Annotated in this window: 17 protein-coding genes; 11 read left to right on the top strand and 6 right to left on the bottom strand. The window is 68.5% G+C overall.

Translation table 11 applies throughout. The features are described from left to right. The 3 genes from O9280_RS07120 to msrA form a co-directional block, all read right to left on the bottom strand. A partial coding sequence (locus O9280_RS07120; RefSeq protein ID WP_298340596.1) for a GGDEF domain-containing protein occupies positions 1-1,901 on the bottom strand: 1,901 nt, incomplete at its 3' end. A gap of 53 nt (positions 1,902-1,954) precedes the next feature. Beyond that, complete coding sequence (locus O9280_RS07115; RefSeq protein WP_298340594.1) at positions 1,955-3,457, bottom strand: aminotransferase class III-fold pyridoxal phosphate-dependent enzyme; 1,503 nt, start codon at positions 3,455-3,457, stop codon at positions 1,955-1,957. A 124-nt stretch (positions 3,458-3,581) separates the two neighbouring features. After that, on the bottom strand, positions 3,582-5,033 hold the full coding sequence (gene msrA, locus O9280_RS07110) for a peptide-methionine (S)-S-oxide reductase MsrA (RefSeq protein WP_298340592.1): 1,452 nt from the start codon (positions 5,031-5,033) through the stop codon (positions 3,582-3,584). 152 nt (positions 5,034-5,185) lie between these two features. On the opposite strand from msrA, the gene O9280_RS07105 reads away from it, so the two are divergent. The 4 genes from O9280_RS07105 to O9280_RS07090 are packed head-to-tail and all read left to right on the top strand — an operon-like array spanning position 5,186 to position 8,665. Beyond that, complete coding sequence (locus O9280_RS07105; protein WP_298340590.1) at positions 5,186-6,115, top strand: ABC transporter ATP-binding protein; 930 nt, start codon at positions 5,186-5,188, stop codon at positions 6,113-6,115. Next, on the top strand, positions 6,112-6,870 hold the full coding sequence (locus O9280_RS07100) for an ABC transporter permease (protein ID WP_298340588.1): 759 nt from the start codon (positions 6,112-6,114) through the stop codon (positions 6,868-6,870). Before O9280_RS07105 ends, O9280_RS07100 begins: the two co-directional genes overlap by 4 nt. A gap of 10 nt (positions 6,871-6,880) precedes the next feature. Beyond that, a complete protein-coding gene (locus O9280_RS07095) occupies positions 6,881-8,050 on the top strand; it encodes a sensor histidine kinase (RefSeq protein ID WP_298340586.1) in 1,170 nt (389 codons plus the stop codon). Between the two features lie 9 nt (positions 8,051-8,059). Next, positions 8,060-8,665, top strand: a complete 606-nt coding sequence (locus tag O9280_RS07090; RefSeq protein WP_298340584.1) for a response regulator transcription factor — start codon at positions 8,060-8,062, stop codon at positions 8,663-8,665. Positions 8,666-8,692: 27 nt separating this feature from the next. On the opposite strand, the gene O9280_RS07085 is transcribed toward O9280_RS07090, so the two are convergent. Continuing rightward, complete coding sequence (locus O9280_RS07085; RefSeq protein WP_298340582.1) at positions 8,693-9,733, bottom strand: ABC transporter ATP-binding protein; 1,041 nt, start codon at positions 9,731-9,733, stop codon at positions 8,693-8,695. Continuing rightward, on the bottom strand, positions 9,733-10,311 hold the full coding sequence (locus O9280_RS07080; RefSeq protein WP_298340579.1) for a Fe-Mn family superoxide dismutase: 579 nt from the start codon (positions 10,309-10,311) through the stop codon (positions 9,733-9,735). The genes O9280_RS07085 and O9280_RS07080 overlap by 1 nt, the downstream gene beginning before the upstream one ends. Before the next feature lie 120 nt (positions 10,312-10,431). Here O9280_RS07080 and grxD point away from each other — a divergent pair, with 120 nt between their 5' ends. The 4 genes from grxD (at position 10,432) to O9280_RS07060 (ending at position 15,622) form a co-directional block, all read left to right on the top strand. After that, positions 10,432-10,752, top strand: a complete 321-nt coding sequence (gene grxD / locus O9280_RS07075) for a Grx4 family monothiol glutaredoxin (protein ID WP_297877579.1) — start codon at positions 10,432-10,434, stop codon at positions 10,750-10,752. Next, positions 10,749-11,516: an SDR family NAD(P)-dependent oxidoreductase gene (locus O9280_RS07070; protein ID WP_298340577.1), complete on the top strand. Its 768-nt coding sequence runs from the start codon at positions 10,749-10,751 to the stop codon at positions 11,514-11,516. The genes grxD and O9280_RS07070 overlap by 4 nt, the downstream gene beginning before the upstream one ends. 7 nt (positions 11,517-11,523) lie before the next feature. Next, entirely contained in the window at positions 11,524-12,123 is a 600-nt protein-coding gene (locus O9280_RS07065; protein WP_298340575.1) for a YhgN family NAAT transporter, read from the top strand. Between the two features lie 217 nt (positions 12,124-12,340). Then, positions 12,341-15,622, top strand: a complete 3,282-nt coding sequence (locus O9280_RS07060; protein WP_298340573.1) for a carboxypeptidase regulatory-like domain-containing protein — start codon at positions 12,341-12,343, stop codon at positions 15,620-15,622. A 107-nt stretch (positions 15,623-15,729) separates the two neighbouring features. Here O9280_RS07060 and O9280_RS07055 read toward each other — a convergent pair whose 3' ends face one another. Continuing rightward, the gene (locus O9280_RS07055; RefSeq protein ID WP_298340571.1) at positions 15,730-16,743 is read right to left on the bottom strand and encodes an NAD(P)-dependent alcohol dehydrogenase; all 1,014 of its coding nucleotides are present in this window, start codon (positions 16,741-16,743) and stop codon (positions 15,730-15,732) included. A gap of 120 nt (positions 16,744-16,863) precedes the next feature. Between O9280_RS07055 and queA the strand changes: the two genes are divergently transcribed. Genes queA through yajC form a run of 3 tightly spaced genes read left to right on the top strand, consistent with a single transcriptional unit; the run spans position 16,864 to position 19,420 of the window. After that, on the top strand, positions 16,864-17,904 hold the full coding sequence (gene queA, locus O9280_RS07050; protein WP_298340569.1) for a tRNA preQ1(34) S-adenosylmethionine ribosyltransferase-isomerase QueA: 1,041 nt from the start codon (positions 16,864-16,866) through the stop codon (positions 17,902-17,904). Beyond that, positions 17,901-19,022: a tRNA guanosine(34) transglycosylase Tgt gene (gene tgt, locus O9280_RS07045; protein WP_298340567.1), complete on the top strand. Its 1,122-nt coding sequence runs from the start codon at positions 17,901-17,903 to the stop codon at positions 19,020-19,022. Before queA ends, tgt begins: the two co-directional genes overlap by 4 nt. Before the next feature lie 53 nt (positions 19,023-19,075). Next, on the top strand, positions 19,076-19,420 hold the full coding sequence (gene yajC / locus O9280_RS07040) for a preprotein translocase subunit YajC (RefSeq protein ID WP_298340565.1): 345 nt from the start codon (positions 19,076-19,078) through the stop codon (positions 19,418-19,420). Position 19,421: the final 1 nt, after the last annotated feature.

The raw sequence follows: 19,421 nt of genomic DNA, 5'->3' as shown, positions 1-19,421 counted from the left end.
CGGTCCCGGCCTGATTCCTTCGCCCGGTACAGGGCCTTGTCCGCACGATCGAGCAGGCTGGCGAAGTCGGCGTCCTGGCGGTCGAGCGCGGCCACGCCGAGGCTGATGGTGACGCGCAGCCCGGGCACGAGGTCGTCGAGGTCGAGGGCCGCGACGCCGCCACGGATCCGTTCGGCCACCTGCACCGCCGCCTCCAGCGAGGTCCCCGGGAGCAGGCCGGCGAACTCCTCGCCGCCGATGCGGCCGATCAGGTCGTGCTGCCGAAGCGTGCGTTGGCATTCCTGCGCGATGCGGGCCAGCACCGCGTCGCCGGTCGCGTGCCCGTACGCGTCGTTGACCGCCTTGAAGTGGTCGATGTCGAGAGCCAGCAACGTGAGGGCTTTCATCCGCCTCCGCGAATCGAGGAACGCCTGCTGCCCCTTGTGCAGCAGCGCCCGGCGATTGGGCACGCCCGTGAGCGCATCGGTCTCGGAGAGGGCCTTCAGGTTGCGCGCCCGCCACAGTTGGCGCATGGTGATCCCGAACAAGAGCAGGACCAGAGCCCCACCGAGGGCGATGGCGACGTTTTGCCACTGCCGCAAGCGGTCGAGCGACTCGATCTCCTGCTGACGCAGTCGTTCCTTCGCACGGAGATCGGCGTTCTCGAAATCGCGTCGTCGCACTTCGAAGCGTTCCCGGAGGAACTCGGTGCGTTGCTCCGCGCGCGTGGCATTCTCGCGCTTGAAGATCTCGAGGTACTCGCGGAGGTCGCTCAGCGCATCGTCCGGACGACCCAGGCTCTCCAGCACCGCCGCACGCGGTTGCAGCGCCATGGCGAGGTAGCGTTCGTTGCCTTCGGACCGCCACGTCGTGATCGCCGAATCCAGCATCGCCAAGGCCTCTCGCCGGCGCCCCAGTGCGGCAAGTGCCTGGCCGCGAACCAGCGCCATCATGGCGCTCTCTCCGGAGATGCCCGCTTCAGCGAAATCCGCTTCGACCCGCTCCAGCGTCCTCAGCGCAGCGCCCGGGCGCTTGTCGACGGCATCCACGCCGGCGCGACCCAGTCGCGCATACGCGCAGTCAATCGGACTGTTGTTGACGGTGCAGAGCTCGATGGCGGCGTCGAAGGATCGTCGGGCGTTCGCGTAGCGTTTCGTGTCCTCGTACAGGTAGCCCAGCTGCAGCAGCGCAGAGACGCGATGGACCCATTCCCGTTGGATCACGGGGTTCTGGAGGGACTGAGTGAGCAATTGTTCCGCGAGTTCCAGATCGCCCATCCGCCGGTATGCGATCCCTACGAACTGCATGTTCAGGGCGAGCATCAACGGGTCGCCGTGCTTCTGCAGGGCGTCGTTGGCTTCAAGCGCATCCAGAAGTGCTTTCGCGTACTGGCCGTCCAGCGAGTGCGCGCCGCTGCGCTCGATGAGCATCTGGATGAGCAGCGTCGGATGGTTGGTGCGTCGAGCCGAGTCCACCGCCGCATCGAACCCCGCGATGACCGGCTCCAGCGGACCCGATTCGGGCAGGTGGATGGCGCGGCAAGCGTGCGCGAGCGACAGTGCGATGGCGTCGCCGTTGGGTCCCGATTCGACGGCGATGAGCCGATCGGCACGCGCCAGACCCTCTTTGGCCGTGCCGTCGATGGCATGGCATGCAAGCGCTTCCAGCCGCCGCCGCCGAACGACGTCTCCACCCGGCAGCAAGGGTTCGAGCGCGGCCCTGAGGGGTGCTTCGTCGTTCCGGGTCGGTGTCAGGCCTTCCAGCAAGAGGCGGTCGAAGGCTTCGTCGAAGGCGGTCGGCGAGGGTTGTGCCTCCGCTGCCCCGGCAGCGGCCGAACCGGCAGGCGGGAAGGCGGCGGCGATCAGTACCAGCGCCGCGACGACTGCGCCGGATCCGTAGCGTTTCGACGCCGTTTTTTCCACTACCCCTCCACTGAATCTTGATCGAGCGTCGAAGAGTTGCGCCCGGGATTGCCTCAGGCCGCTTCAGCCTCGGCAATGCGCGGCCCATGCAGGAGCGCCTGACGCACCGAATCCACGATCAGGTCGACCTCGGCACTGCTCACCGCAAAGACCGGTGTGAAGCGCAGAGAGTTGACGCCGCCGTGGATCACGTTTACGCCCTTCTCGCGGATGAACTCTTCCGTGCTGCCGGTGCCGTAGCACTTGAAGGCCGTCGAGATCTCGCAGGAGAAAAGCAGACCCGTACCTTGCACCTTGGTGATATAGCCGTGCGCCAGTTCGGCCTTTAGGGCTTCGAGCTTGGTCAGGAACTCCGAGCCACGTGCGGTGATGTTGGCGCGCAAGGCTGGCGTGAGCTGGCCCAAGGTGGCGGCGGCCACATCCATGGCGCGCGGGTTGGCCGTCATGGTGTTGCCGTAGGTGCCGCGGCGATAGAGACCAGCGGCGCGCTCGGAGACGGCGAGGATTGACATCGGGAACTGCGCGGCGTTGAGCGCCTTCGAATAGGTTTCCATGTCGGGGGCCTCGAGGCCTTCGAAGCCCGGGTAGTCGACGATCGACAGCACGCCGTGGGCGCGCAGGCCGGCTTGGATGCTGTCGACCAGCAGCAGGGTGCCGTGTTCCTTTGTGAGGCGGCGGGCCTCGGCGTAGAACGCCGGGGGCAGCGCGCGGCCCGGGTCGCCTTCGCCCATCACCGGCTCGATGAACATGGCTTCGAAGTACCAGCCATTGGCTTCCGCATCGGCGAAGGCCTGGCGCAGGGCGTCGATCGAGTAGGGCTCGATGGTGATCAGCTGGTCGGCGTGGTGCTTGTGGCTGGCGAGGTGCAGCGCGTAATTCTTGCGGCTCGAATCCGAGTACAGCGCTGGCAGTTCGGTGCGGCCGTGGAAGGCGCCCTTCACCGCGAGGCGCTTCACGCGCTTGCCAGCGTGGCGGCCGCCCGCATCGGTGTGGATCTTCGTATTGACGTCAGCAATCCGGCCGGCGAGCGACACCGACTCCGAACCCGAGTTCAGCGCGAGGAACTTGGTGTACGGGCAGCCGCCGCGGGTGTGCCCGATCTCGGCGCGCAGGGCTCGGTCGAGGCGCAGGTGCGAAAGCGACGGCGTCATGATGTTCGCCATCACCTGCGGCTTGGCCATCGCCGAGAGCACAGCGAAAGGCGTGTGGCCGAAGCCGAGCATGCCGTAGCCGCCGCAGTCGTAGACCACGGCACCCTTCAGCGTGACCACCCACGGGCCGCGCGCCGCGATGGCGATGTACGGGTTCACCGCGTCATCCGGGTAGAAGTTCAGGAAGCCGGCCTGCGCGATGCCCATCTGCTCGGCTTCGTCGAGGTCCAGCAGCTCGGGGAACTCGGCCTTGATGGCCTCGAAGGCTTCGAGCGCCGCGTCGATCGCGGCGCCGAGCTGCGGGTGCGTGGCGCCGAAGCGCTCGATCACGTCGTCGGCAAGGCCGGTGGTGCGGACGTGGCCGGCGTGGGCGCGAAGCGGATGAAGGCGGGCGGCGAGGCTCATGGAAACTCCGGTCGGTGAAAAGAAAACAGCGCCGCGGCGGCGCGAGGCGCTGTTTTTCCCTTTGGGAACAACAACTTGGGCCCGATCCTAGCACCGGGCCCGGATGCCCGTAACCCCCGGTGTTTCAAACGCCTGTCACAGGCCCTGCCGCAGCGGTGGCATCGGTCGCGACCTCCTCGTCGGGCACGAACGTCAGCACGTTGCCGTTGATGCAGTAGCGCTTGCCGGTCGGCGGCGGACCGTCCTCGAACACGTGGCCCAGGTGGATGCCCGAGCTGGCGCTGCGAACCTCGGTACGCACCCCGTAGAGGCTGAGGTCGCCGTGGTAGGTCACCGCGCCGGGCAGCGGTTGGAAGAAGCTCGGCCATCCCGTACCGCTCTCGAACTTGGTGTCGGTGCGGAACAGGGGGGCGCCGGTGATCGGGTCGACGAAGGTGCCGGGGCGCTTTTCGTCGAGGTGCGAACCGGTGAAGGGGCGTTCGGTCCCGTTCTCGAAGGCGATGTCGCGCTGTTCCTCGGTCAGCAGGCGGAAGCCGAGCCATTGCCAGAAGCGCGCCTTGTCGCCGTTGTAGCCGGTGTAGCGCGAGACCTCCTTGCCGTTCTCGAAGAGGACGATGGTGGGCGTGGCGAACAGGGGCTTTTCCAGCGTCCAGCCCTCGGGTTCTCGGGCGTCGAGGGTGTGCGCGATCGGCACCGACGACTGCCAGCCATCGCTCACTTCGGCGCGGAATTTGGCGCAGAAGGCGCAGTCGGTGGCTTCGAACACGACCAGCTGGCGCGTGGCGTCGAGATTGGCGCCGTCGAGGCGGGTGGGGCGCGCCGCCATCGCGTCGGACGGGGCGCTCGCCGCAGCGTTCGCGACCGTCGTGTCGCTCGCCGCTGGCAGCGCGACGCCAAGATCGGCCAGCGCTTCGGCCGGGAACTTCACCCCGGTGCCGCCGAGCCCGCAATACCCGTCCGGATTCTTCACCAGGTAGTCCTGGTGGTAGTCCTCCGCGGCGATGTAGCGCGTGAGCGGCTGGATCTCGGTGGTGATCGCGCCATAGCCCCCGGCCGCCAGCGCGGTCTGGAACGCCGTCTTCGTGGCCTGCGCGATGCGCAGCTGCGCGTCGCCGTGCGTGTAGATCGCGCTGCGGTAGTTGCTGCCGATGTCGTTGCCCTGGCGGTCGCCTTGCGTGGGGTCGTGGTTTTCCCAGAAGCCGGCCAGCACGGCGGCAAGCGTGGTGGCGCGCGTATCGAAGACGACCTTCACCACTTCGGCGTGGTTGCGCGCATCGGACAGGCCGAGCTTGCGGGCGCGCTCGGTGTTCAGCACGTCGCTATAGGTGCCCGGGACTTCGCCGTTCGCGTAGCCGCTCTCGACGTTGATGACTCCGGGGAGGGCGGCCATTCGGCGTTCCGCGCCCCAGAAACAGCCCATGCCCAGCACAACGGCGTCGAGATGCTCGCGGGGGACGTCCGGCTTCGGCGCCACCGCGCTGGCGAGCGCAGGAGTGACCGGGGCCTGGCCGCAGGCGGCGAGTGCGCCGGCGAGCAGGGTGGCGAGGGCGAGGCGGCTGGTGGATGCGGTGTTCATGGTGATCCGGAGCGAGAGGGGCCGAACGTGGATTCGAAACGCAGGGCACCTGCGTTACAGCCCGCGGGATGACAGATGTCAGGGCATTCAGCTGACGCCCGCGACTGCGCGCGCAGCGTGAACGCGGCGACCCTATCGTCACGGAGGACCCCATGAACGCCACCCCATCGCACATCGTCGCGCGCCTCGAAGGCGTCACCCACCGCTACGGGGCGCTCACCGCCCTGGACGGCCTCGACCTCGACATCCACGCGGGTGAAGTGCTCGCGCTGCTGGGCGCGAACGGCGCCGGCAAGACCACCGCGCTCGGCCTGCTCACCGGCCTGCTGCGGCCGCAGGCGGGTCGCGTCGAACTGTGTGGAGGCGACCCCCGATCGGCCGCGTCCCGACGCGGGCTGGGCGTGATGCTTCAAGAAGCCCGCTTGCCGGAAACCCTGCGCGTGGGCGAACTGGTGCGGCAGTTCAGTGCGGCCTACCCGGATCCCCGAGCCGAAGCGGAAACGCTCGCGCTGGCCGGCCTCGAAGGACTGGAGGGGCGGCCTTACGGCGCCCTCTCCGGCGGCCAGCAGCGGCGCGTGCAGTTCGCGCTGGCGATCTGCGGTCGGCCGCGCATCGTGCTGGTCGATGAACCGACCACCGGCCTCGACGTGGAGGCGCGGCGCGCCTTCTGGGCCGTGCTGCGCGGGTTGCGTCTGGAGGGGGCGGCGCTGGTGCTGACCACCCACTATCTGGAAGAGGCCGACGCGCTGGCGGACCGCGTGGTCGTGATGCGGGCTGGTCGCGCGGTCGCCGAAGGCACGCCCATGCAGCTGAAAGCACGCAGCGGCGGCACGCGGGTGCGCTGCCGCAGCGCGCTCGGGCTCGACGAAGTGCGGACGCTGCCCGGCGTGCGCGAGGCGCATCGGGAAGGCGATCGACTCGTCCTCCGCTGCGGCGACGCCGATGCGGTGATCCGCGAGCTGCTGCGGCGCGATCCCGCGCTGTCCGAGCTGCAGGTGGTTCCCGCCAGCCTCGAGGACAGCCTCCTTGAGCTCGCCCAAGACGAACCTCGGGGCGCGATGCCCCATCGGAGTGCCGCATGACCTCGCAAGCCACCTCCCTGCTCCGGTTGCAGGCCATCGAGACCGGCCATTCGCTGCTGCAGGTCTGGCGCTTGCCGGCCTTCAGCGTCCCCACGCTGCTGTTCCCGCTGATGTTCTACGCGCTGTTCGGCCTGCTGCTGCCGTCGAAGACCGGCAATGCCGCGCCCGCGCACTACCTGCTCGCCACCTACGGTGCCTTCGCTGTGATCGGGCCGGCACTGTTCGGGTTTGGCGTCGGCTTGGCCCTCGACGAGGAGATGGGCTGGCTGCGGTTGAAGCGAGTCTCCCCGATGCCGATGGCCGTGCACTTCATCGCCCGGGTGCTCACCAGCATGGTGTTCGCCCTCGCCGTGGTGCTGGCGCTGAGCGCGCTGGCGGCGCTCGCCGGTGGCGTGAGGCTGGAAGCGGGGCGATGGCTGCTGCTGTGGGCCACGCTGACCTTGGGCGCGCTGCCGTTCTGCGCCATGGGCCTGCTGATCGGTTCGCTGGTGCCGGCTCGCGGCGCCGTCGCGGTGGTGAACCTCGTCTACCTGCCGATGTCGGTGCTGTCCGGCCTGTGGTTCCCCATCACGATGTTCCCTGAGGTGATGCAGCGGTTCGCACCGGTGCTGCCGGCGTTCCATCTCGGCGACCTCGCCCTCACCATCGTCGGTTTGCGCCAAGCGAACGTGCCGCTGGCCCTCGCCGTGCTGGTCGGTTCGGGCGTGCTCTTCCTCGTGCTCGCGCTGGCCGTGCAGCGTCGGCGCGCCCGCTAGACTGGCCGCCATGCGCACCTCATCGCCCGAAGCCACCGCTCGCGACCCCAACGCCGCCGCGCCGACGGCCACGCTCCGCGCCGCCATGGCGGCGGAGCCCGGCGATGCGTCGCAGCGCGCGTGGCGGCGCCTCAACCTCGTCTACCTGATCTTCGTTTTCCTGCCCCTCGTCTGGGTGGGCGAGGAACTGCCGCTCGCCGTCGGCCTCACCTTCGCGGCGCTGGCGGTGTTCCTGCCGATCTACTGGAAGAGTTTCCTCTTCGAGGGCCGCATGGGGCTGCTCGCGGCGCTGGCCATGGCGGCCACGGGTTTCGCGCTCACGCCATGGAACTCCGGGGGCAACACGCTGCTCGTCTACGCCTTCGCCTCGCTGGGCTTTTCGCAGCGCTGGCGCATCGCGGCTGGGGTGGCCGTCGCGCTGCTGGCGGCCTACGCCGGCTGGCTATGGGTGCTGTCGATGCCGATGCCCTTCATCGTCGCGCCCGGATTGATCGGCGGCGCCGTGCTGGCCGGCGCCATCCTCGGCAAGCGCGAGATGCAGCGCAACGAGCGCCTGCGGTTGACGCAGGCCGAGGTCGACCGCCTTGCCCGCGTCGCCGAGCGCGAACGCATCGCCCGCGACCTCCACGATCTGCTCGGCCATACGCTGAGCGTCATCGCGTTGAAGAGCGAACTGGCGCGCAAGTTGGCCGAGCGCGACGGTTCCGCCGCCGCGACGCACATCGGCGAAGTCGAGCAGGTGGCCCGCGACGCACTGAAGCAGGTGCGCGAGGCCGTGACCGGCATGCGCTCGGCGGAAATCGCGAACGAACTGGTCAACGCGCGACTGGCCGCGGTGGGCGCGGGCCTCGGTTTCGACGCCCAGGTCGACCCGCTGCCACCCCTCGACGCCGCGCAGGAGAACGCGCTGGCGATGGGGCTTCGCGAGGCGATCACCAACGTCCTGCGCCATGCACGCGCGGGCCAGGTGCAGGTGCGCCTCTTGCGGCAGGGGCGGGCGGTGCAGCTCGACGTCCAGGATGACGGCGCCGGGATCGTGGGGACGCCGGGGAACGGCCTCGCCGGCATGCGCGAGCGCGTCGAGGCCCTGGGCGGGCAGCTCACGCTCGACAGCGCCGCGGGCGCCGGCACCCGGCTCCGCCTGCTGCTGCCGCTGGACGGAGCCGACGCGCGCCGCTAGCGTCGCGGGATGATCCGCATCGTCCTTGCCGAAGACCAGGCCCTGCTGCGCGGCGCCCTGGCCGGCCTGCTCGCCCTCGAATCCGATATCGACATCGTCGCCGAAGCCGGCGACGGTGACAGCGCTTGGAAGGCCGTGCAGCAGCACCAGCCCGACCTGCTGCTCACCGACATCGAGATGCCCGGCCTGACCGGCCTCGACCTCGCCGCCAAGGTGCAGGAAGCGAAGCTCGCCACCCGCGTCGTCATCGTCACCACCTTCGCCCGCGGCGGCTACCTGCGTCGCGCGCTTGATGCCGGCGTGCGCGGCTACCTGCTGAAGGATGCGCCGGTCGAGAAGCTGGCTCAGGCCCTGCGCGACGTGCATCGCGGCGGCCGCGCCATCGCCCCCGAACTCGCCGTCGACGCTTGGCGAGAAGAAGCTGATCCCCTCACCGACCGCGAACGCGCCGTCCTGCGCCTCGCGGGCGAGGGGCTGAGTTCGCAGGACATCGCGGAGCAGCTGCATCTGTCGAATGGCACGGTGCGCAACTACCTGAGCGAGGCGATCGGGAAGCTCGGTGCCGCGAACCGCGTCGAAGCGCATCGCCTCGCGCGGCAGAAAGGCTGGCTCTAGCGCCGACGGCTCGCCGCGCGCCCTGGCTCAGCGCGGAAACACCACCACGTGGGCGAGGTCGGGGCGCACGCGCACGCGCTCGCCGACGGTGAAGCGGCGATGGCTGGGCGCCAGTGCGCTGAGCTCGGTGCCGTCGTCGAGGCGGAGGCGATGCAGCGAATCCGCACCGTGGAAGGTGATGTCGACGACGACGGCGGGCGTCTCGCCTTCGCCGACGAGGACATCGTCCGGGCGCAGCAGCAGCAGGCCCTCGCGGCCGGCTTCCACGGGCCCCGCGTCCTCGGCGCGCGGCACGGCCAGCGGGCCGAACGGGGAATCCACGCGGTCGGCATCGAGCCAGCGCACCGGCAACAGCCGGCCGTCGCCGACGAAGCGCGCCACCTCGGCACTGGCCGGACGGTGGTAGAGCTCGTAGCCCGGCGACCATTGCGCCAGCCGGCCTTCGAGCATCACGCCCACGGTGTCGGCGAAGGCGAAGGCTTCGTCCTGGTCATGCGTGACGAGCAGGGCCGCGGTGCCTTCGGATTTCAGCAGTGCCCGGAGTTCATCGCGCAGCTTCGGCCGCAGGTCGGCATCGAGGCTGGAGAGCGGCTCGTCGAGCAGCAGCAGATCCGGCTTCGGCGCCAGCGAGCGGGCCAATGCCACGCGCTGCTGTTGCCCGCCGGAGAGTTCATGGGGACGACGCGCGCCGAGGCCATCGAGGCCGGTGCGCGCCAGCAGGTCGGCCACGCGGGCGTCCCGCTCGGCCTTGGGCCAGGCCGAGAGGCCGAAGCCGACGTTGCCCGCCACGTCGAGGTGGGGGAACAGCGCGAGGTCCTGGAATACGAAGCCCACGCCGCGCTTCTCCGGCTTGAGGCCCGAGGCGTCGGCGCCGCGCAGGCGCACCATGCCGGCCTCCGGTGCATGCAGGCCGGCGATCACGCGCAGCAGGGTGGTCTTGCCGGTGCCCGAGGGCCCGAGGAGCGCGGCGATGCCGCCGCGCGCCAGGTCGAACGACACGCCCCCGAAAACGCGCCGGCCGCCGTGGGCGGCGGCCAGCGATTCGATCGAGAGCAGCGCCTCCGCCATCAGCGCATCTGGCTGGCGACGAAGTCCCAGTTGACGAGGTTCCAGAAGGCCTCGACGTACTTTGCGCGGGCGTTGCGGTAGTCGACGTAGTAGGCGTGTTCCCACACGTCGCAGGTCAGCAGCGCGGTGTCATTGCCCGTCAGCGGGGTGGCCGCGTTCGAGGTCGAGACCAGGGCCAGCGTGCCGTCCGGACGCTGCACCAGCCAGGCCCAGCCCGAGCCAAAGGTGGTCAGGGCGGTCTGCGTGAACTGCTCCTTGAAGGCCGCGAACGAACCGAAGGCTGCGTTGATCGCCTCGGCCAGCTTGCCCTTGGGCTCGCCGCCGCCGGCCGGCTTCAGGCAGTTCCAGTAGAAGGTGTGGTTCCACACCTGCGCGGCGTTGTTGAACATGCCGCCCTGCGACTTGCGGATGATGGACTCGAGGTCGAGGGCTTCGAACTCCGTGCCCGCGATCTGCTTGTTGAGGTTGTCCACGTAGGTCTGGTGGTGCTTGCCGTAGTGGAAGTCGATCGTCTCGGCCGAGATGTGCGGGGCGAGGGCGTCGCGGGCGTAGGGCAGGGCGGGCAGGGTGATGGCCATGGGGCTCTCCGTGGGGATGGCGAACGGGCAACGCGACGGTAGGACCGCCGCAAGGGCTAGAATTGTAGCCCTGCGGCACCGTCCCACGGTGCCAGCGTCGTGAAACCAGCGAGGAATCCCATGGCGGCGATGGAGCGGATCAAGGCCCAGCTCGAGGCCCATCCGATCGTGCTCTTCATGAAGGGCACGCCCGAGGTGCCGATGTGCGGCTATTCGAAGCGCGCCGTCGATGCGTTGCGCGCGGCGGGCGCCACGCGCCTGCACACCGTCAACGTCATGGCCGATCCCGAGATCCGGGCCAACCTGCCGCGCTATGCCGACTGGCCGACCTTCCCGCAGCTGTTCGTTCAGGGCGAGCTGATCGGTGGCGCCGACATCGTGGCCGAGCTGGCCGAAGCCGGCGAGCTGGCACGCATCGTCGCCGAGGCCGAAGCCGCATGAGCGAGTTCGTCGCCTTTCCGACCGCGGCTCCGCGCCCCCTGAAGGAGCGCGTCGTCCTCGTCACCGGGGCCCACGGCGGCCTCGGCGCGGAGGCCGCAAAGGCCTGTGCACAGGCCGGCGCGACGGTGGTGCTGCTGGGCCGCAAGGTGCCGAAGCTCGGCCGGGTGTACGACGCGATCAAGGCGATCGGCCCCGAGCCCGCGCTGTATCCGATGGACCTCGCCGGCGCCGACCCGGCCGATTTCGAGACCCTCGCCGACACCGTCGCCCGGGAACTCGGGCGGCTCGATGGCGTTCTCCACTGCGCCGCTGATTTCGCCGGCCTTACGCCGCTGGAAAACACGCCGCCGGAGCAGTTCGCCCGCCAGGTGCAGGTCAACCTCAACGCCCGATGGTTCCTCACCCAGGCCTGCCTGCCGCTGTTGCGGAAGTCCCCCGATGCCGCCGTGGTCTTCGCGCTCGACGAACCGGCCCGCGTGCTGCGTCCTTATTGGGGCGCTTACGGCCTCACCCAGCTGGCGGGGGAGGGCCTCGTTCGGATGCTCCACGCTGAGACCGACACCACCAACGTCCGCGTCAGTGGCCTGCGCCCCGGCCCGATGAAGACGCCGCTGCGCAGCCGCGCCTTCGTCGATGAGGCCATGCTCCGTGTCCCCGGGCCCGAGGCCTACGCCGAGGCCTGCGTGATGCTGCTTTCCGCGGAGGGCGCCGCGCATCGCGGCAGCGTCCACGTGCCCACCGCCGCCGAGTCGGCCACCGCCTGAGACCGCCATGCAGGATTCCAGCCTCCTCGCCGCCGCCATCCTGCTGTTCCTGATCCTCGACCCGCTGGGCAACGTCCCGGTCTTCCTGAGCCTGCTGAAGCCGGTGCCCGAGCACCGCCGGCGCCGGGTCCTCGCCCGGGAGCTGGTGATCGCGCTCTGCGTGCTGTTCCTGTTCCTGTTCTGCGGCCGGTACATCCTCGAGTTCATCAGCCTCCGCCAGGAATCGGTGAGCATCGCCGGCGGCATCATCCTGTTCCTGATCGGCCTGAAGATGATCTTCCCGGCCCCGGAGGGCATCTTCGGCGACACCCCGGAAGGCGAGCCCTTCATCGTCCCCATGGCCGTGCCGCTGGTGGCTGGTCCTTCGGGCATGGCGGCCGTCATGCTGATGGGCTCCAAGGAGCCCGACCGCCTGCTCGACTGGAGCCTGGCCCTGCTGATCGCCTGGGCGGCCACCGCGGCCATCCTGTTCTCCGCCACCAAGTTGTACCGCCTGCTGGGCCCCCGCGCCCTGACGGCCCTCGAGCGACTGATGGGCATGGTGCTGGTGGCCATTTCCGTTCAGATGACCCTCGACGGGATCGCCGCCTATCTGGGCCGAGGGTGAGTCTCGGTGTGACATGAGATCACTGTCATCTTCATGTCATCTGGCCTGCCTACGCTGTTAAACTGTCGTTAGGCTGTCATCGCCCATTCGAAGCCCGTCAGCAGCCGACGGCGGCCACAGCGAAGTCCTTCGCCGCCTCGCGGCGGAACTCGTCATCCGGGGCGGCACGTGCCGCCATCGTCTGTCTCCGCAGTAAAAACCAAAAGCAGGTCCACACATGAACTATCGCAGCAAGGTGCGCTACTCGAAGCTCGCGCTCGGCCTGGCCATCGCCCTCGCCTCGGCGCCGGCGCTCGCCCAGCAGACGTCGGCCAATGTCGGCGGACGCATCTCCACCGCCGAGCAGGCTGTCGTCGCCGGCGCACAGGTGACGATCACCCATGTGCCGTCGGGCACGGTCGCGCAGGCCGTCACGGACGCCAATGGGCGCTACGGCGCTCGCGGTCTTCGTGTCGGCGGTCCGTACACGATCACCGTCACCAAGGACGGCAAGACCGAGACGATCGAGAACGTCTTCCTGACGCTCGCCCAGACCACGCAGGTCGACGCGACGATCGGCACCGCTGCTGCCACCCTCGACACCGTTGAAGTGACCGCCGACGCGGTTGGCGGCCCGGCTTCGCCGTTCAGCGCCAACGCCATGGGCGCCGGAACGACCATCGTCCGCGAGCAGGTCGAAGCCCTTCCGACGATCCGCCGCAGCATCGAGGACTTCGTGCGCCTCGATTCGCGCATCGTCCAGGTCGACGAGGACCGCGGCGGCATCGCGGCCGCCGGCCAGAACAACCGCTACAACAACATCCGCATCGACGGCGTCCCGACGAACGACAATTTCGGCCTGAACGACAGCGGCCTGCCCTCGCTGAACCAGCCGATCTCGATCGACTGGATCGAGGAGTTCAACGTCGGCATCTCCGACTACGACGCTACCCAGACCGACTTCGTCGGCGCGAACATCAACGCGGTCTCGAAGTCGGGCGGCAACGAGTTCGCCGGTCGCGTGTACTACGTGTTCCGCAACGACGACATGATCGGTGACGAGGTGAACGGCGTCGAAGTCCGCAAGCCGCTGACCGATGAGTCCACCATGGGCGCCTACTTCGGTGGCCCGCTGATCAAGGATCGCCTGTTCTTCTTCGCGGGTTACGAGAAGTTCGAGCGCGAGATCGCCGGTGTCGACAACGGCATCGCCGGCTCTGGTGCGCTGAACCAGTTCCGCATCACCCAGGCCGAGATCGATCGCCTCCGGGCGGCGTCTACCCGCTATGGCGCTGCTGACGTCGGCTCGTTCGATCCGGTGACCTCGTTCACCAACGAAGACGAGAAGTGGTTCGCCAAGCTCGACTTCAACATCAGCGACAGCCAGCGCGCCACGCTCCGCTACAACAAGACCACGGGCTCCGACCTGCAGGCCATCCCGGGCGCCACGCAGATCCGCGCGAGCTCGAACCACTGGGCCAATGACATCACGTTCGAAAGCTGGGCGGCCCTGCTGTACAGCGACTGGACCGACGTGTTCTCGACGGAAGCCAACATCTCGTACTCCTCGTACGATTCGCTGCCGACCGCCTTCTCGAATTTCCAGCTGGCCACGGTCAATTTCGCGACCGGCTCGCCGACGGGCGGCTTCGCTAGCGTGAACATCGGCAAGGAGTTCTCGCGCCAGGCCAACCAGCTCAACACGGACACGCTGACCGGTTTCTTCGCCGGCAACCTGTACCTTGGCGACCATGAAGTGAAGTTCGGTGCCGACTACGAGCGCGTCGACGTCTTCAACTTGTTCCTGCAGGCTGCGACGGGTGCCTACACCTTCGACAGCCTGGCGGACTACGAGGCCGGCAATTGGTCGCGCTACCAGTACCAGCGCGCCTCCTCGGGCAACCTCAACGATGTCGCTGCGAGCTTCGACGTCGGTTCCGTTGGCCTCTTCGTGCAGGACACGTGGTCGATCAACTACAACCTGACGCTGATGTTCGGCCTGCGCGCTGACCAGTCGCTGGTCGGCGGCAACATCCCGGCCAACGCCCGCTTCACCAGTGATTTCGGCATCGACAACCGTACGACGCCGGACGGCGAGTGGCTGGTTCAGCCGCGCTTCGGCTTCAACTACACCTTCGATGGCGACCTGCAGTCCCAGCTGCGCGGCGGCGTCGGCCTGTTCCGCGGCTCGGCCCCGGGCGTGTGGCTGTCGAACAGCTTCTCGAACCCGGGCGTCGTGGCGCAGTCCTTCGATATCCGCACGACGTCCACGTCCCGTATCCCCGGTGTCTCGCTGAACCCGTCGGCTCCGTTCGTGCCGGCCAACGCCGCCCCCGGCCAGCTGGTCAATGCGGTGTCGAACGACTTCACCCAGCCGTCCGTTTATCGCGCCAACCTCGCCTTCGAGCAGGAACTCCCGTTCCTGGGCCTCATCGCGGGCGTCGAGTACCTGTACACGACGGTCAACGACGCGGTGCATTTCATCAACGTCGGCCTCGGTACCCCGACCGGCACGCTGCCGGATGGCCGCCAGAGTTTCTGGGCGTCCAACGCGCAGGCCGCGTTCGCTGCCAACAACGGTTCGCCGACCGGCACCAACCGCATTCGCGCAAACTGCGTCCTGGTGAACCCGGCTCTGGCCTTCAACGCGTCTTCGAACCCTTGCGCCTACACCAATGCCATTGTCCTGACGAACACCGACCAGGGTCGCTCGGACAACCTCACGTTGTCGCTCGAGAAGCCCTGGGCCGACAACTGGTACGCCAAGCTCGCCTACACCCTCGGCCGCTCGGATGAGGTCAGCCCGGGTACCAGCTCGGTCGCGCTGTCGAACTGGACGAATCGCATCGTCGTCAATCCGAACGAAGACGTCCTGCGCACCTCGAACTACCAGATCAGCGATCGCCTGACGGCTTCCTTCTCGTACCGTTTCGAGTTCTTCGGTGAGTCCGCGCCGACGACGATCACGGGCTTCTACGAAGGCCGCTACGGCCGTCCGTACAGCTTCGTGTATTCGAACGACGCCAATGGCGACGGCCAGGCCGGCAATGACGTGTTCTTCGTCCCGGCGATGGGGCAGGTGGGCTTCACGACCGGCTCGTCGGCGGCCGACCAGCAGGCGTTCTGGAACTTCATCCAGAACACCTCGGGCCTCGGCGGCCGTTCGAACGAGTTCTCGGAGATCAACGGCCAGAAGAGCCCGTGGCGCAACCAGATCGACCTGCGCATTTCGCAGCAGCTGCCGCTGGGCTTCGGCAAGACGAAGGCACAGCTGTTCCTCGACATCGAGAACTTCGGCAACCTGCTCAACAAGGAATGGGGCGGCGTGCAGGAAGCCGGCTTCCCCTACTCGGTCAACGTGGCGCGCTTCCAGGGCGTCAACGCTGCCAACCAGTACGTTCTCGACGTTTCGAACTACGTGAACGAGACGACGGGTGCGGTCAGCGGCCTGCCGGTCCTGCCGTTCCGCAACTTCGAGTCGCGTTGGGCCGCCCAAGTGGGCGTGCGCATCGACTTCTAAGTCGAGCCGCAGTGGATGGACGCAAACGGCCGGGGAAACCCGGCCGTTTGCTTTGGTGCCGCCATCGTTGTCGAAGCCCGAGCGCCGAAGGGCTCCGGGCAGGTAACTCAGGCGAAATCGGCGTCGAGCACGATGCGGTAGCGCGTTTTCCCGCTGTGCAGGCGTTCGAAGGCGTCATTGATCTTCGACATCGGGAAGCGCTCCACCTGCGGCGCGATCTCGTGGCGGGCGCAGAACTCGAGCATCTGCGAGGTCGTGGCGGGACTCCCCAGCGGCGATCCGCTCACCGACTTCTGGCCGCCGATCAGGGCGAAGGCCGGCACCGGCACCGGTTCGAGCACCGCGCCGACGAAGTGCAGGCGGCCGTTCGGGGCGAGCGCGCCGAGATACGCGCCCCAGGGCAGGGTGACGTTGGCGGTGACGAGGATGAAGTCGAACTTGCCGGCTTCCTTCGCGAGCGCTTTGGCATCGGTGCTGACCACCGCGCGATGGGCGCCGAGGCGGATGGCTTCCTCGTGCTTCGATTCGCTGGAGGTGAAGGCCGTGACCTCGCAGCCCCAGGCGTTGAGGAATTGCAGGGCGAGGTGGCCGAGGCCGCCGATGCCGACCACGCCGACGCGATCCGTCGGCTTGATGCCGAAGTGCGCGATCGGGCCGAACACGGTGATGCCGCCGCAGAGCAGGGGGCCGGCGCTGGCGGCGTCGACGCCTTCAGGGATCGGCGTGGCCCAGACCCAGTGCGCGCGCACGCGCTCACCGAAGCCGCCGTAACCGGAGACGATCAGGCCGCTCGATTTCCCGCAGACGTTGTGCTGGCCGGACAGGCACTGTTCGCAGGCCATGCAGCTGCTCTGGTACCAGCCGATGCCCACGCGATCGCCGACCTTGACGCGCTTGGCTTCGGGCCCGACCGCGACGACGCGGCCGATGGCTTCGTGGCCCGGCACCAGCGGGTAGCGCGCGTTACCCCAGTCGTTGTTGACCATGCTGAGGTCGGAGTGGCACAGGCCGCAGTGCTCGACCTGCACCTCGACGAACTCGGGATGGAGCGGGCCGGCGTCGTACTCGAAGGCCTGCAGGGCGCCTTTGGAGGCGGTGGCGGCGTAGGCGCGGATGGGCATGGGGGCTCCTGGGCAGGTTGGGGGTGGCGGGCCGAGTCTGCGTTGCCGTCCCAACGTCATACAATCACGCCCCCGCGCCGCGAGGCGCCCGCTGGAGGGCCGGCCTGTCAAGCCGATCCGATGAAGAAGTCCGATTTCCATTACGACCTGCCGCCGGAACTGATCGCGCAGGCCCCGCTGGCCGAGCGTTCGGCCTCCCGCCTGCTGCACGTGCCCGCGTCGCCGGCCGCACTGGCCGACCTCCACGTGCGCGACCTGCCGTCGCTGCTGCAGCCCGGCGACCTGATGGTCTTCAACGACACGCGCGTCATCCCGGCTCGCCTTTACGGGCAGAAGGCGACCGGTGGGCGTGTCGAGATCCTGCTGGAACGCGTGACCGGTGCGCATGAGGTGCGGGCGCAGGTCGGAGCGAGCAAGTCGCCGAAGCCCGACAGCACGATCACGCTCGACGACGGCACCGTGGTGACGGTGCTCGGCCGCGACGGCGAGTTCTACCGACTTCGTTTCGAGACCACCGAACCGCTGGAGAAGGTGCTGCTGCGCGCCGGCCGCATGCCGCTGCCGCCCTACATCCAGCGCGAGGCGGACATCAGCGACGACGAGCGCTACCAGACGGTGTTCTCGAAGCATGTCGGTGCGGTGGCCGCGCCGACCGCCGGCCTGCACTTCGACGACGCGCTGCTGGCGGCGCTGCAGGCCAAGGGCGTCGCTTTCGGACACATCACCTTGCACGTGGGCGCCGGTACGTTCCAGCCGATGCGCGCCGAGCACGTGAAGGACCACGTGATGCACCGCGAGTGGCTGAATGTCGGCGCCGAGCTGTGCCAGCAGATCCGGCAGACCAAGGCCCGCGGTGGCCGCGTGATCGCCGTGGGCACCACGGTGATCCGCGCGCTGGAGACGGCATTCCGCGACGGTGAGGTGCTGCCCTTCGCCGGCGACACGCAGATCTTCATCACGCCGGGCCATCGCATCCGTTCGGCGGACGCGCTGTTCACCAACTTCCACCTGCCGGAATCGACGCTGATGATGCTGGTGAGCGCCTTCGCCGGCTTCGACCGGATCATGGCGGCCTACCGCCACGCGGTGCAGCAGCGCTACCGTTTCTTCAGCTACGGCGATGCGATGTTGCTGTGGCCTTCGGCGGAGGAGGGTGCATGAGCCGCATGACGTTCCAGAAGCTGGGCTCCGACGGCACGGCACGCCGCGGCCGCATCACCTTCCCGCGCGGGACGATCGAGACGCCGGCCTTCATGCCGGTGGGCACCTACGGCACGGTGAAGGCCATGCGCCCGGCCGAGGTCGAGGCGCTGGGGGCGGAGATCATCCTCGGTAACACCTTCCACCTCTACCTGCGGCCCGGCCTCGAGGTGATGGAGGCCCACGGCGGCCTGCACGGCTTCACCAAGTGGCAGAAGCCGATCCTCACCGACTCCGGTGGCTTCCAAGTCTTCTCGCTGGCGCACAAGCGCAAGATCACCGAGGCCGGCGTGACATTCGCCTCGCCCGTGGATGGTCGCAAGGTCTTCCTCGGCCCCGAGGAGTCGATGCAGATCCAGCGCGTGCTGGGCTCGGACATCGTGATGATCTTCGACGAGTGCACGCCGTACCCGGCCACCGAGAAGGTCGCGCGCGCCTCGATGGAACTCAGCCTGCGCTGGGCCGAGCGTTCAAGGAAGGCCCACGAAGGCAACGACGCCGCGCTGTTCGGCATCGTGCAGGGTGGGGTGTATCCGGAGCTGCGCACGCGCTCGGCGGAAGGGCTCAAGGCCATCGGCTTCGACGGCTACGCCGTGGGTGGTCTGGCCGTGGGCGAGCCCGCGGCCGAGCGCGAGCACACGCTGGAGGCCATCTGCCCGCAGTTGCCCGAGGACAAGCCGCGCTATTTGATGGGCGTGGGCAAGCCGGAGGACATCGTCGAGGCGGTGGCCCGCGGCATCGACATGTTCGACTGCGTGATGCCCACCCGGAACGCCCGCAACGGCCACTACTTCACCGACTTCGGCCAGGTGCGCATCCGCAACCAGAAGTACGAACACGACCTGCGGCCGATCGAGCCCGGCTGCGACTGCGCCACCTGCGTGGGCGGCTTCACCCGCAGCTACCTGCGGCACCTCGACAAGTGCAACGAGATCCTTGGCTCGATGCTCGCCACCACCCACAACCTGCGCTACTACGTGCGGCTGATGGAGCGGATCCGGGCGGCCATCGAGCAGGGGCGCTTCGCCGAATTCCGTGAAGGCTTCTACCGCGCCCGGGAGGCCGGTGAGCCGGCCTGAACGCCCGCCGTGGCATACTCCGCGGCTGTTTGGCCTTCAGGAATCCCAACACCATGTCCCTGCTCGACCTGCTGATCCCCGCCGCCCACGCCCAGGCCGCCGCCGGTGTCCCCGCCCAGCCGAGCCCGTGGCCCAGCGTCATCATGCTCGGCGCGGTGTTCGTGCTGATGTATTTCATGATGATCCGCCCGCAGATGAAGCGGCAGAAGGAACACCGCCAGATGGTCGAGAAGCTGGCGAAGGGCGACGAGGTCGTGACCAGCGGCGGCATCGCCGGCCGCATCGACGAGGTGGGTGAGAGCTTCATCACCGTCGAGATCGCCGAAGGCACCAAGGTGAAGCTGCAGAAGGGCGCCATCAACGCCGTCCTGCCCAAGGGCACCTTGAAGTCCCTCTGAT

It is taken from the genome of Silanimonas sp., assembly GCF_027531545.1.
Taxonomy (GTDB): Bacteria; Pseudomonadota; Gammaproteobacteria; order Xanthomonadales; family Xanthomonadaceae; genus Silanimonas.
This window is presented reverse-complemented; position numbering and strand designations above follow the sequence as displayed.